Origin of the sequence: Candidatus Accumulibacter sp. ACC012 (assembly GCF_907163155.1) — a bacterium.
Classification (GTDB): domain Bacteria; phylum Pseudomonadota; class Gammaproteobacteria; order Burkholderiales; family Rhodocyclaceae; genus Accumulibacter; species Accumulibacter delftensis.
On record NZ_CAJQUC010000008.1, the window covers coordinates 150,681 to 163,370 of the forward strand.

The following is a 12,690-nucleotide window of genomic DNA, read 5'->3' on the forward strand; positions in this document are numbered from 1 at the left end:
ACTTCTGGCGTACACTACTGGGCCGACCGAACGGAACACGCTGCCATGCCCCGCCCGACCCTGAAACTCCCGAAAACAAGCACCAACGGCAACGCTGCAGAGCCCAACAGATCGCCGGCGCGTAAACCGCTCCGCGGCGGCGCAGCGACATCCAAGCGCGCAGGCTACCGCCCTAGCGACAGCAGGCCGCAGCCGACTGCCAAGCCGAGCAGGACGGCGAGCAGGGACATCCCTCCCCAAACGCCACCGCAAACGCAAACGACCTCCCCGAGTAACGACAGCCCGTCAGTAGTGAGCACCACCCCCCGCGGCCGTGAAGACCGTCCGGGACCAGCGCTCAGGGAGAAATTCTCCGCCCCCGCCGCTGCCGACCGACCCCGCAAGCCGACCAAGAAAATCCATCCTCCGCGCGGGATCGCACGCAGCACCGGAGCGCGCGCCTTCCGGCCAGCGCCAGAGAACACTGACAGCGAGCCCTCCCTGCCGCCGGCCGGCACCTACGGCAAAGCATCGCCGAGCGAGGCGCGGCAAGCTCCGCCCTCCCCCGCGCCGGCAGCAGCAGCGACGGAGACAAGCAGCCCGCCACGCGGCTTGGCGAAGGAGTCGCCACGCCTGTCGAAGCTGGTCAGCGAGTTGGCACAGTGCTCGCGACGCGAAGCCGACGAATGGATCGAGAACGGCTGGGTCAGCGTCGATGGCGTGGCCATCAACCGCCTGGGCGCACGCGTAAACCCCAAGGCCAAAATCACGATCAAGGAAGTTGCCCGCGCGCGCAGCAGCGAGAGCGTCAGCATCGTCTTCAACAAACCGCGAGACTTTCCCGGCCCGGCTGCCGAAGAAGGCCGCGATGCCATCGCCGCCTTGATTCGCGCCGACAACCACTGGGCCGAAGACAATTCCCCATTGAGCTTCCAGCCCACCCACCTGCGCGGTCTGGCGCAGGCCGGACGACTCGAGACCGAAGAGGGCGGGATGCTCGCCTTTACGCAGGAAGGTAGCGTCGCGCGCCGTCTGAGTGGCGGCGATTCACGGCTGGAGAAGGAATATCACGTGCGCGTCGAAGGCGAGTTGGCAGCCGACGGCCTGGATCTGCTGTGCCGCGGCCTGGCGCTCGACAACGTCAAACTGCCACGGGCGCAGGTCTCGTGGCTCAGCGATCAACAAATGCGCTTCGTTCTGCCGGACGGCAAGAAAGGGCAGATCCAGCGCATGTGCGAACTGGTCGGGCTGCAGGTTACCGACATCAAGCGCGTGCGTATCGGCAGCGTCTCGCTCGGCAAGCTGCCGCCCGGGCAGTGGCGCTATCTGCGTGCGGACGAGCGCTTCTGAGCGAGGGGCGACCCGCGCTCGTCGGCCCGATCCTGTTATCCAAGGCAAGCACCATGCTCGAACCGCAAGCACCACCAGACCTTGCCGCCTGGCTGACCTTGTTCAGCAGCGCCGAGATGCCCGTCCTGCGCCAGACCGCCCGCCGCCTCGACGAGGCGCGCCAGCGTATCGACCGGGTAAACGGCCGCGACATCATCGCTATCGTGCTGCAGGATCCCCTGCTCGCCATCCGCGTGCTGGCCTACATCCAGTCCTTCGGCAGCAAGCACCTGCGCAGCGACGTCACCAACATCGCCACGGCGGTGATGATGCTCGGTGTTGAGCCCTTCTTCCACAAGTTTGAAAACCCGGCAACCATCGAAACCATGCTCGGCCGCAAGCCGCAGGCGCTACTCGGCGTACTGCAGGTCATCCTGCGCTGCCAGCGCGCCTCGCGCTACGCGCACGACTGGGCCTTCGCCCGGCACGACATGAACGTCGAGGAAGTCGCGCTCGCGGCACTGCTCTACGACCTCGCGGAAGTCCTGCTGTGGTGCTTTGCTCCCGAACAGGCGATCGCTATCCGCGCCCGACTGCAAGTCGACAAGAACTTGCGCAGCAGCGTCGTGCAGCGCGAGGTTCTCGGCTTTCCGCTCAGCGAGCTGCACCTGGCACTTTGCCGCGCCTGGCAACTGCCCGAGTTGCTCACCGCGCTGATGGACAACGACAGTGCGCAACTGGTACGCGTGCAGAACGTCAAGCTGGCGGTCAACCTGGCCCGCCACTCGGTCGACGGGTGGACGGATGCCGCCCTCCCGGAGGACTTCGCAGCCATCGAAAAACTGCTCAACATCAGCCGCGAAACACTGCTCTCACGGCTGCAACTGCCGCCCGAACTGCTGCCCCAGCTGGTACCCGCCGAGGACAGATCAGGCGTGCGGCGCTAGCCGATTTCCCTGACTCGGCCGCTCACGGGGCAAGTTGCCCGTGCTCACAGGCGGCGAGCAGGCCTCGTGCCGCCAGTTCGCAGAGCTCAAGCACCCGTTCGAATCCCGACTCGGCGCCGTAATAGGGATCAGGAACCTCGCTAAGGCCAAACTCCGGGACGTAGTCGAGAAACATGCCCAGTTTCGCGCGGCTTTCTTCGGGGCACAGGCGCAGCAGATTGGCCATATTCTGCTGGTCCATTGCCAGAACGCGATCGAAACGCTCGAAATCGGCCACCACGACCGGGCGCGCGCGCATTTTTGAAAGATCATAGCCACGCTTGGCGCCAACCTTGCGGGCGCGCGGATCCGGCGCTTCGCCGGCATGGTAGTGGCCGTGCGTCCCCGCCGAATCGGTTTCCACGAGCGCACCCAGACCCTCGCGCTGAGCCAGACCACGAGTTACCGCGGCCGCCAACGGCGAGCGACAGATGTTGCCCATGCAGACAAAGAGAATTCGGTAACGGGGTGGCGTGGCGGTCTTGCTCATCACAAGGTGCTCCTTCACAAAATCCGGCAGCTCAAGGATCCACATTCCGCATTCCGCATTCCGCATTCCGCATTCCGCATTCCGCATTCCGCATTCCGCATTCCGCAAAACGGCAGTGACCGCTGCTACTCGACCACAGGCGCCGCACCCCCAACTCAGGTTCCAGATGTCCGCAAGCTTCCCCGTGGCTACAAACGCTATTCCGTAGGGTGCCAGGCGAATACCAGTCAAACGGTGACGTCGCACTCGCGTGGTCCCGACTCGCGTTGGCTTCCTCCGGTCGAATGGCGTGCTACTTGGCAAGTGGTGGGCGAGATCACTGCATATCTTTACAGCTGGCGTCTCGCAACCGGCCTACATCCTAATCCAAAATGATGCTAGCGGTGATCCCGAGGTTTGACGGTTTGCGCTGTCGTCGCAGCGACGGAATCGAAGTCAGAAGAGGAACTGGATTGCCGCGTCGGCTACGCCTCCACGCAATGACTCCCTCCGCCCAGCTGCACGAGTTGCGCGCGGAGTTCATGGCCGAGGCAGAGCCTGCGCAGTGGCCAGCATCGCAAGTGCTGCGCGAGTTTGTCCAGCACCAGCACGAAGCAAGGGAACCTGCCCCGGACCCGGTTAGCGGATCATCCAACGCACACGGGCCTTGCTCATCCCGGCATCACGCGCTGGTGGCGAGGTCAGGATAGCGGTGAAGCCTGTCGCGTTTACCACACGAAACCGCACATTCGTCGGTAAAGAAAAAAACTCCCCTATCTTTCCACGACTTAGATCCTGGCACTGACCTTGCTTAAACATTTGCGAGGAGATTGCCATGAACCATCCGCCACCTGTCACCATCAACGACACCACCCTGCGCGACGGCGAACAGTCGGCTGGCGTCGCCTTCTCGCTGGCAGAGAAGCTACAGATCGCTCGCCAACTGGCAGCGATCGGCGTACCTGAACTGGAGATCGGCATCCCGGCGATGGGCGAGGAAGAGCGCGACTCGATACGCGCTGTGGTCGCCCTGCGACTGGCGCCACGGCTAATGGTCTGGAGCCGCATGCGAGCGGCCGACATCGCCGCCTGTGCCGATCTGGGCGTGCATCTGGTCGACATTTGCATACCCGCTTCCGATCAGCACCTGACCCACAAATTCGGCCGAGATCGCGCCTGGCTGCTGTGCAAACTGCCGAGCTTCGTCGCTGCCGCGCGAGGCCTCGGGCTGGAGGTGTGTATTGGCTGCGAGGACGCCTCGCGGGCCAACCCGGCTTTCCTCTGCGCGCTGGCCGAAACTGCTGAACGCGCCGGCGCCTGCCGCCTGCGCATAGCCGACACCCTTGGCGTGCTTGAACCCTTTGCCGCCTTCGCGCTCATCAGCGCCCTGCGCCGCAACTGCGGGTTGGAAATCGAAATACATGCGCACGACGATCTGGGCCTGGCCACGGCCAATACGCTGGTCGCATGCAGCGCCGGTGCGACGCACGTCAATACGACGGTCAACGGCCTCGGCGAGCGCGCCGGCAACGCACCGCTGGAGGAGGTGGTGTTGGCGCTCAAAAAACTTTACGGCATTGAAACGGGTATCGACCTCAAGGGATTCCCTGCCGTCTCCAGCCTGGTTGCCAGCGCCTCGGGGCGCGCCGTTGCCTGGCAAAAGAGCGTCGTCGGCGCTGGCGTCTTCACTCACGAGGCGGGCATCCACGTGGACGGTCTGCTGAAGCATCCGGACAACTATCAGGGCTTCGACCCGCGCGAGGTCGGCCAGACACACCGCATCGTGCTCGGCAAGCATTCGGGCTCGCGAGCAGTGCTGGCGGTCTGTGCCGGCCTCGGCATCAACCTCGACGAAGGCGACGCACTGGCGCTTCTGCCACGCATTCGCAACTTTGTGGCGACCAACAAGCATGCGCCGGAAGCGGCCGATCTACAGCTTCTTCTGCGGTCGACCAGGAGTGCCGAGCATGTCTGACGCGCTGAGCATGCCCGTCGCCGGCGCTCCCGCAGCCGGCCTGTGGACGGTTCTCAAGGAAGACCTTTCCTGCGTCTTTCAGCGCGATCCCGCGGCCCGCTCGAAGCTGGAAGTGCTCGCCACCTACCCCGGCGTGCACGCGCTGCTGGCGCACCGGCTGTCACACCGCCTGTGGCGATCCGGCTGGCGCTTCACCGCGCGCTTGCTGGCGTTCGTCGGGCGCACGCTGACCAACGTCGATATCCACCCCGGCGCGAGCATCGGCCGGCGCATGTTCATCGATCACGGCGCCGGGGTAGTGATCGGCGAGACCGCCAAGGTCGGCGACGACGTCACGCTCTACCACGGCGTGACGCTCGGTGGCACCTCGTGGAACAAGGGCCGGCGCCACCCGACGCTGGCCAGCGGAACAGTGGTCGGTGCCGGTGCGAAAATCCTTGGCCCGATCGTCATCGGGGAGCGGGTTCGCGTCGGTGCCAATTCGGTGGTCGTCAAGGACGTCCCGGCGGACTGCACGGTGGTCGGCGTGCCCGGCCGGGTGGTCGCCGCGCGCGGCCGCGAACGACACCCCGCGAAGGGCATCAACCTCGACCACCACCTGTTGCCGGACCCGGTCGCCAAGTCCATCGCCTGCCTTGTCGAGCGCATCGAGACGCTGGAACGTGAACTCGCCAACTTGCGCCACGAACCACCGCCACTCAGGCGCATCGGCGAGTGCGACAGCTGTTCTGCAGGCGACCTGTGCTGCCAGCACGCAAGGGACTGAGATGCCCATGAACCTGCTCGACTTCTCCGGCTGCAGCTTGTATTTCGAAGAGGCGCTGCCCGCCGCAGCTGAAAATCTGCTCGCCCAGGCGGCAGGTGATTACGGAAAAGCGAGCGCCGAAATGTCCCTCTTGCAGGCGCACCTGCTGCTTCCCGACAACCTTACGGTATTGGTTGGCCTTTATCGCTACTACTTCTCGCAGCAACGCCTCGAAGAAGCCCTGCTGGTCGCCGAGCGCGCGATGCAGCTTGCCGGACGCCAACTGGGGCTGCCGCCCGACTGGCGTGTGCTCGACGAGACCTGGCTCGGCCCAGCCGCCGCCAACTCGTTCGGCCTCTTGCGCTTCTACCTGCTGGCACTCAAGGCGGCGAGCGTAGTCCTGCTTCGCCTGGGGCGCAGCGCCGCATCGCGAGATCGGCTGCGCAAGCTTGCCGCGCTCGACCATCGCGACCAGTTCGGCGCCGCCCGGCTGCTGGCAGTCGTCGATGCCTTCGAGAAAGAGGAAGAACCCGTAGTCACCGCTATCACCGCTATCACCCCTCTCACCCCTGCCCGAGCCTGAGGAGAACCCGATGAATGACCCCTTGCCCCTCGCCGATGCCCTGGCCGACCTGAACTCGGCCGAGGAGTTTCTCGAGTATTTCGACATCACCTTTGATCCTGGCGTGGTACAGGTGAACCGCCTGCACATCCTGCAACGTTTTCACGACTATCTGGCCAAACAAGCCGCCGAACTTCCGGACGACGAGGAAGCCGCCCACGCTGTCTACCGCTCGTGGCTGGCGCGCGCTTATCAGGATTTCGTTACGTCCGACGCGCTCACCGAGAAGGTCTTTTCCGTCTTTCACCACGTCTCCAGGGCTGATGGCGGCTCGACCTCGTTCGTCCCGCTCGACAAGGTCTTCCAGCAGTGAGGGGGGCACGCTGGGCCTATGGCGAACCGGTGCGCGTGACCCGCAACATCCGCAACGATGGCACCTACCCGGGTCTTGCCGCCGGCGCGCCGCTGGTCAGCCGCGGCAGCATTGGTTACGTGGTCGATATCGGTATCTTCCTGCAGGACCAGATCATCTACTCCGTGAATTTTCTCGGCGAGGCGAAGACCGTGGGTTGCCGCGAGGAAGAACTGATCGGCGCGGAGGAATTGTGGGCACCCTCGCGCTTCGAGTTTCGGGAACGTGTTTGTGCCGCCAAGAGCCTTGCGATCGACGGCGTGGTGCTGGTCGCCGCCGGCGCCACAGGCGAGGTCGTCAAGGTGGTCCGCGATGCACCGGACGGTGCCGCCTATCACGTTCACTTCGACGCGCTGCCGGGGCGGGTCCTGCAGATTTCGGAGGACGCGCTACAGGCGGCGGAATTGGCGCCGGCAAGAAAGGAGACGCGATGACCATGCCACACCCCTACCTGGCGTTGAAACTCTCCTGGGGACTTTTCCAGAAGACGCCGGAAGCGCTTTCCCGAGCCGAGCACGCGCGCCTGCTTGCGGTTGCCAGAAAACAGCAGACCATAGAGCGCCACCTCCTGGCCAGTGCCGAGGCGACGTCGGTCTTCGTAGGGCGCGCCACGCTTTGCGCGCGACTCGACGAGATTCGCCAGCGCTACCAGAGCGGACAGGAGCTGGCCGATGAACTGCAGCGCATCGGCCTCAATGAGGAAGAACTGGCCAAGGCCGTGCAAGGTGATCTGCTGGTCGAGGCCCTGCTCGACAGGGTGACGTCGGCGGTTGCGCCGGTGAGCGCGGTCGATGCCGAAATCTACTACCATCTGCACCCGCAATCCTTTGCGCGACCCGAAGCACGCCGGCTACGCCACATCCTGATTACCTTCGACAACGCACAGGAGCGAGCACTGGCAAATGCTCAACTCGAAACACTGCGGGTCGCCCTGGAACGGAACACGACGACGCAATTCGGCGCAGCCGCGCGACACCACTCGCACTGCCCGAGCGCGATGGACGGTGGCCAGTTGGGGATCGTCAGACGCCAGCAGCTCTACCCGGAACTCGATGCACTCGCCTTCGCGCTCGCCGAACGCGAACTCAGCACGGTCGTGGAATCACCGATCGGCCTGCACGTCCTGCGCTGCGATGAAGTCCTCCCGAACGGCACGCTGCCCTTTGCCGAGATCCGCAAGAAGATCATCGAGCGCCTGACCGAGCAACGCCGCGCCGCAGCGCAACGCGACTGGATCAGGTCGCTGTTTGCCAACAGCCGGCAGCAGACGTCCGCCAGGAGCTAGCTAGCCGGGCCGACAAAGCCCCCTGCCCGCAGTGCGTAGTGCTTCGCCCTGGCAAGGAATGTCCTTGTGATTGACTGACTCTTTTCTGCCTGGCCGCCTGGGGCAGAACAGGCAACGCCCATTGCGAACGCTGCGCACATTGCCCACATTGCGCCCCCGCTCGCGCCCATGTCAGGCATAGGTCGGTGTAAAGGCGACCTCGGGATTTTCCGCCGGTCCGTTGTCGGTCCAGTAGGGCGAGAGCTTGCGCAGTTGGGCGATGATCCCGGGGACGACTTCGATCACCCGCTCCACGTCGGCGTCGGTGTTGTAGCGCGACAGCGAGAAGCGGATGGTGCCGTGTGCCGCTGTGTAGGGAATGCCCATGGCGCGCATGACATGCGAGGGTTCGAGCGAACCCGAGGTACAGGCCGAACCCGAACTGCCGGCAATGCCCAGCTTGTTCAACAACAGGAGAATGGCCTCGCCCTCGATGTATTCGAAAGCGATATTGCTGGTATTCGGCAGGCGGTTGCTCACGTCGCCGGTCGGAAAGCAATGGCCGATCTGACTGAGGATGCCTTTTTCCAGCCTGTCGCGCAGGCGCTTGACGGTCGTGTTTTCCTCGTCCATGTGCTCGCTTGCGAGTTCGCAGGCCTTGCCCAGGGCAACGATAGAGGCCGAGTTCTCGGTCCCGGCGCGCCGACCGCGCTCCTGGTGACCACCACGTAACAGCGGACGGAAGCGGCAACCCCGGCGCAGGTAGAGCGCGCCGATTCCCTTCGGCGCATGCAGCTTGTGACCGGAGAGCGAAAGCATGTCGATCCGAGCGTCCTTGAGGTCGATGGGAATCTTGCCCACCGCCTGCACCGCATCGGTATGAAACATGATCCCGCGGGCAGCGGCCATTTCGGCCATCTCCAGCACTGGAAAGAGGGTCCCGGTCTCGTTGTTGGCCCACATCGCCGAAACGATGGCGACGCGATCGTTCAACAAGGACCCGTATTCGTCCACGTCAAGGCGGCCCTTCCTGTCCACCCTGAGCTTGTGCACGATATAGCCTTCCTTCTCGAGCCAGTCGCAGAGTGTCAGGATCGCCGGGTGCTCGACAACAGTGGTGATCACCGTGTTACGTTCCGGCTGTGCCCGTAAGGCCGACAGGATAGCAGTGGCATCCGACTCGGTACCGCAGGAGGTAAAGATGATCTCCGAGTCATGTTCGGCACCCAGCAGCGCCTGCACCTGGCCACGCGCCTTCTTGAGCGCCTTACCGACCTCGCTGCCAAAGGAATGAATCGACGACGCATTGCCGAAATGCTCGGTGAAGAACGGCAGCATCGCCTCGACGACGGCCGGGTCGCAGCGCGTCGTGGCGTTGTTGTCCAGATAGATCGCTTCCATGGGTCCCGTCCTTTCGCTTCTCTGTAAATGGCTTGCCTGGCCTTTGGCTGACTTTTCGGATTTCTCAGACTTCTCGGACTTCACGACCGGATGTCAGGCTTCGACCGGCATGTGCGAAACGGGCAGAACCTTCACCAGTTCGCCCAGCGTCTCGATCATCTTCTGCTGGATTCCGCCCAGCGTCGCCACTTCCATCATGCAGCCGGAGCAGGCGCCCTTGAGGGTGACGTAGATCGTCTTGCCCTGAACGTCAGCCAGTTCGACGTCGCCATGATCGCGCTGCAGCATCGGCCGGACCGATTCGAGGACTTCCTCGATCTTCCTGATTTTCTGCACCAGCGTGAGTCGTGCCGGCGGCGGCGTGCCGACCGCCGCAGTCGGCGCGCTCACCAGGGCAGCCGGCGCCGCGGGGAGCGAGGAAACGAGCGGCGGGGAGACTTCGCCGTGGCCCGCGCGTTCGGCCTTGATCCCGACCAGGATCTCCTCGATGCCCTCGTGGCACGCGGTGCATCCGCCACCGGCCTTGGTGTAAAAGGTGACTTCCTCGACCGTGTTCAACTGGTTGGCGGTGACCACGTCGGCGATCTTCACGGCATCGATGGCAAAACACTTGCAGATCAGCGCGCCCTCCTCGTGATCGTCGGACCATTCCTCGCCACGGTAATTGGCGATCGCCGCCTGCAGCGCCTCGCGCCCCATCACCGAGCAGTGCATTTTTTCCGGCGGCAAACCGTCGAGGTAGTCGGCAATGTTCTGGTTCGACACCTCGAGCGCCTGGTCCAGGGTCATGCCCTTGATGATTTCGGTCAGCGCCGACGACGAGGCAATTGCCGATCCACAACCGAAAGTCTGGAAATGCGCGTCCTCGATGACTTCGGTCTGCTCATTAACCTTGAGCATCAGGCGCAACGCGTCACCGCACTGGATCGAGCCGACGTCGCCGATGCCGTTGGAGTCCTTCAGCGGCCCCGAGTTGCGCGGATTGAAGAAGTGCTCGCGAACCTTGTCCGAGTATTCCCACATGCCAGCTACTCCTCAGACCGAGAACGACGAGCCGCAGGAACACTGCGCGCTGGCGTTCGGGTTGTCGAATCGGAAACCGGTATGGGTCAGGGAATCGACGAAATCGATGGTGACGTTGTCCACCATCGGAAAGGTCAGTGCATCGACCAGCAGCTTAAGGCCGTCAACTTCCATCTCCCAGTCGTCCTCGGCCTTCTCGGCCTCCAGCTTCATGCCGTATTGCAGTCCCGAACAGCCGCCGCCGGCGACCGTCAAACGCAGCCCGGCAACCGGCGTTGCGGAACCACGGATAAAACGCCGGACGGCGTCTATCGCGGCGGGGGTCAAATTGATCATGCGCGTTCTCCCAGGGTTACTGAAATAACTACTGCAAGCCCCGTGCCATCCGCGAATTGCACTGTAAGCTCTGAATTCATTGCCTTTTCCGGCATCGCTGATTTGTCGTCTTTGCGACAGCGGGTCGTCTTCACCACGCGAAGCCGACAGGCTTGCCAGTGGCGAACGGCCCGGCGCTGCCGCGAAGACGGCTTGCCGGAGATCCGGACGCGCACTCGAACGGAAGGAGCGGCCAATTTTTGACGCCTCCGACCGCCTTATGTAGCGCCAGTGCGGCGAGCCGTCGCGGCCCGACGATATGATCCCGAGAAACGCCGCAAGGGGATTGCACAAACACCCTCATCACGCGGGCGCGTAGGTATAGCAATCCTTTGGACAAACGCGGCCGCAGGCCCCGCAGCCAATGCAGTCCATGGCATTGGCCAGGGCCATGACCATCGTGTTGTCGTCATCGTTGTCGCCATCATCCTCGGCGTCGAGTTCGCGCTCGACCAGGTCGAGGACGTCGCGCGGACAGACTTTGTAGCAGCGGCCGCAGCCGATGCACTTTCCCTGATCGAGAGCGGTGACGAATTGCGGCGTCCATTCGGCGCCACCACGGGTAAGTCCGGTGATCATGCTGCGGGTCCTTTCTGCTGCGCGGCGGTGAGGCGAGCGCTGGCGTCAGCCCAGGCCTTGCACGCGTCGAAGGTAAATTGCGACATTGCGGGAATCTCCGTATAGGCTGCCGGCAGGCGCTCTTCCACAAGGTCGTGCATGCGCGCCGCCCATTCGGAAGCGATTCGCTTCAGCCGCCTGACTTCCTTGTCGAGAGCCACCAGGTCTTCCTTGCTCATGCGCTCGCCCTCCCTCTACAGCCCGGCGACGGCCGGGTACTGGCCGATGCGTTCGAGGGCGACGGAGAGTATTTTGTCGGCTTCATCGTTCATCTTCGACAGGCTGGGAAAGCCGAAGCGATGCACGTCGCGTAGCGTCCGATCGACCGCGAGCAGCTTGCCGACGGTAATCAGGGCACGGCCAAAGCCCTCGTGCGTCAGGTGCACCAGCGGCACGGCGAGCAGTTTGCATTCCTTCTCGATGAGCACCGCGATGGCGTTGTAGAAGGCTTTGACGCGCGAGATGGTTTCGTCGTCGGGGTCGCCGATCAGCGGGATTCCGGCGCGGCGCTCCCTGGTCAGGATGTAGGGGTCGAGAATTTTCTCGACGCTCCAGCCGCTGTAGGTGCCGTACATGTCCAGGGCACGCATCTGGCGAGCCATTTCCCTGACGAAATCGGTTTCGAAGATTGGATCAACGCTCATGGTCGAACTCCTGTGACGAAAGACTGGAAATACGGTGCTGGTGGACCAGGCGAATCAGTTGCGGGGAAGGCATCAGGCCGGGAAGCCGGCCGATGAGCAAACGGCCAAGGGACAGCGCGACGACCAACCCGGCGATGGCGCCCAGGCCCGCGGCGGCGTCGCTACCATCCAGACTGACTGCGCTCCCAGCGCCGAGCAACATCGCCAGGACCGGGAAGAGATAGCCGATAAGCGCAGCCACGCTCAGCCGGCTTTCGGGCAGCGCGACGACCACCATGTCGCCGGCCCTGAGCGGGCCGCTGACCGGCAGGGTGAGCAGCGTGGGGCGACCGCCGCCCATCTTGCCGATACCGCATCCGCCCTGGCTGCAGGAGGCGCAGGCAGCGAGATTGATGGCGAGAATGGCCCTGCCGCCCTCGACGCGCTGGACGACAGCACGATGTTCGATCATTGCGGCGTTCATCCTTCCGAACCTTCCCAGCCTTCTTCCTCCATGCGCGCAAAGCGCTGCTCGGAGTGCTCGGAGTGCTGCCCGGCACGGGCGGCCAAAGCTCGCTCGATCCACGGCACGCCGCCCTGGTTCAATGCCAGAACGATGGCGTCGAGGAGTTCCTGGACGTCGTCGTCGGCGTTGATTCGGACGGGCTGTATACCCCTGGCCAGCAGCTGCTTGATCGCCGAGGCGCCAATCGCCAGCACATAGACCGCCGCGCAGTTGTCGAGGAACTCGACCTTGGCGGCAAGTTTCTCCTCGTTTCCGTCCATCGCTTCGCGGCTGAAATCGCCAACCGCAAACAGCGTTGCCTGCTCTGGTGTCACCTCATAGATCGCGAAGCTCTCGGCGGCACCGAAGTGCTGATCGACGCGAACACGGTCGCTACTGGCAAATGCCACCCTGACCATGACCA

The 12,690-nt window shown here is 63.9% G+C and carries 17 protein-coding genes; 8 read left to right on the top strand and 9 right to left on the bottom strand.

Features of this window, described 5'->3' with window-relative positions:
* Window positions 1-291 precede the first annotated feature (291 nt).
* On the top strand, window positions 292-1,329 hold the full coding sequence (locus tag QZ648_RS10380) for an RNA pseudouridine synthase (RefSeq protein WP_291996937.1): 1,038 nt from the start codon (window positions 292-294) through the stop codon (window positions 1,327-1,329).
* Window positions 1,330-1,382: 53 nt separating this feature from the next.
* Window positions 1,383-2,255 (top strand): HDOD domain-containing protein, encoded by an 873-nt coding sequence (locus tag QZ648_RS10385; RefSeq protein WP_169064745.1) that lies wholly within the window; start codon window positions 1,383-1,385, stop codon window positions 2,253-2,255.
* Window positions 2,256-2,277: 22 nt separating this feature from the next.
* Here QZ648_RS10385 and QZ648_RS10390 read toward each other — a convergent pair whose 3' ends face one another.
* On the bottom strand, window positions 2,278-2,784 hold the full coding sequence (locus tag QZ648_RS10390) for a low molecular weight protein-tyrosine-phosphatase (protein ID WP_169064746.1): 507 nt from the start codon (window positions 2,782-2,784) through the stop codon (window positions 2,278-2,280).
* An 814-nt stretch (window positions 2,785-3,598) separates the two neighbouring features.
* Here QZ648_RS10390 and nifV point away from each other — a divergent pair.
* Genes nifV through nifM form a run of 6 tightly spaced genes read left to right on the top strand, consistent with a single transcriptional unit; the run spans window position 3,599 to window position 7,742 of the window.
* Window positions 3,599-4,738, top strand: coding sequence for a homocitrate synthase (gene nifV, locus QZ648_RS10395; protein WP_291996938.1), 1,140 nt, complete (start codon window positions 3,599-3,601; stop codon window positions 4,736-4,738).
* A gap of 10 nt (window positions 4,739-4,748) precedes the next feature.
* Window positions 4,749-5,504 carry a serine O-acetyltransferase gene (gene cysE / locus QZ648_RS10400; RefSeq protein ID WP_291997025.1) on the top strand — a complete coding sequence of 252 codons (756 nt, stop codon included), beginning with the start codon at window positions 4,749-4,751 and terminating at the stop codon, window positions 5,502-5,504.
* 7 nt (window positions 5,505-5,511) lie between these two features.
* Window positions 5,512-6,066 carry a hypothetical protein gene (locus tag QZ648_RS10405; RefSeq protein WP_291996939.1) on the top strand — a complete coding sequence of 185 codons (555 nt, stop codon included), beginning with the start codon at window positions 5,512-5,514 and terminating at the stop codon, window positions 6,064-6,066.
* 10 nt (window positions 6,067-6,076) lie between these two features.
* On the top strand, window positions 6,077-6,418 hold the full coding sequence (locus QZ648_RS10410) for a nitrogenase-stabilizing/protective protein NifW (protein ID WP_291996940.1): 342 nt from the start codon (window positions 6,077-6,079) through the stop codon (window positions 6,416-6,418).
* Window positions 6,415-6,891 (top strand): nitrogen fixation protein NifZ, encoded by a 477-nt coding sequence (locus QZ648_RS10415; RefSeq protein WP_291996941.1) that lies wholly within the window; start codon window positions 6,415-6,417, stop codon window positions 6,889-6,891. The genes QZ648_RS10410 and QZ648_RS10415 overlap by 4 nt, the downstream gene beginning before the upstream one ends.
* The gene (gene nifM / locus QZ648_RS10420; RefSeq protein ID WP_291996942.1) at window positions 6,888-7,742 is read left to right on the top strand and encodes a nitrogen fixation protein NifM; all 855 of its coding nucleotides are present in this window, start codon (window positions 6,888-6,890) and stop codon (window positions 7,740-7,742) included. Before QZ648_RS10415 ends, nifM begins: the two co-directional genes overlap by 4 nt.
* A 171-nt stretch (window positions 7,743-7,913) precedes the next feature.
* Here the strand turns inward: nifM and nifS are convergent, their stop codons facing one another.
* The 8 genes from nifS to QZ648_RS10460 all read right to left on the bottom strand — a co-directional run bounded on the left by nifS (window position 7,914) and on the right by QZ648_RS10460 (window position 12,685).
* Window positions 7,914-9,122 (bottom strand): cysteine desulfurase NifS, encoded by a 1,209-nt coding sequence (gene nifS / locus QZ648_RS10425; RefSeq protein WP_291996943.1) that lies wholly within the window; start codon window positions 9,120-9,122, stop codon window positions 7,914-7,916.
* Between the two features lie 93 nt (window positions 9,123-9,215).
* Entirely contained in the window at window positions 9,216-10,145 is a 930-nt protein-coding gene (nifU, locus tag QZ648_RS10430; protein WP_291996944.1) for a Fe-S cluster assembly protein NifU, read from the bottom strand.
* Between the two features lie 12 nt (window positions 10,146-10,157).
* Complete coding sequence (locus QZ648_RS10435; protein WP_291996945.1) at window positions 10,158-10,481, bottom strand: iron-sulfur cluster assembly accessory protein; 324 nt, start codon at window positions 10,479-10,481, stop codon at window positions 10,158-10,160.
* 342 nt (window positions 10,482-10,823) lie between these two features.
* Window positions 10,824-11,099, bottom strand: a complete 276-nt coding sequence (gene fdxB, locus QZ648_RS10440; protein WP_291996946.1) for a ferredoxin III, nif-specific — start codon at window positions 11,097-11,099, stop codon at window positions 10,824-10,826.
* Window positions 11,096-11,317 carry a CCE_0567 family metalloprotein gene (locus tag QZ648_RS10445; protein WP_291996947.1) on the bottom strand — a complete coding sequence of 74 codons (222 nt, stop codon included), beginning with the start codon at window positions 11,315-11,317 and terminating at the stop codon, window positions 11,096-11,098. Before QZ648_RS10445 ends, fdxB begins: the two co-directional genes overlap by 4 nt.
* 15 nt (window positions 11,318-11,332) lie before the next feature.
* Window positions 11,333-11,782, bottom strand: coding sequence for a NifX-associated nitrogen fixation protein (locus QZ648_RS10450; RefSeq protein ID WP_291996948.1), 450 nt, complete (start codon window positions 11,780-11,782; stop codon window positions 11,333-11,335).
* Window positions 11,772-12,233 (bottom strand): SoxR reducing system RseC family protein, encoded by a 462-nt coding sequence (locus tag QZ648_RS10455; protein ID WP_291996949.1) that lies wholly within the window; start codon window positions 12,231-12,233, stop codon window positions 11,772-11,774. The genes QZ648_RS10450 and QZ648_RS10455 overlap by 11 nt, the downstream gene beginning before the upstream one ends.
* 8 nt (window positions 12,234-12,241) lie before the next feature.
* Window positions 12,242-12,685: a NifB/NifX family molybdenum-iron cluster-binding protein gene (locus QZ648_RS10460; protein WP_291996950.1), complete on the bottom strand. Its 444-nt coding sequence runs from the start codon at window positions 12,683-12,685 to the stop codon at window positions 12,242-12,244.
* Window positions 12,686-12,690 lie beyond the last annotated feature (5 nt).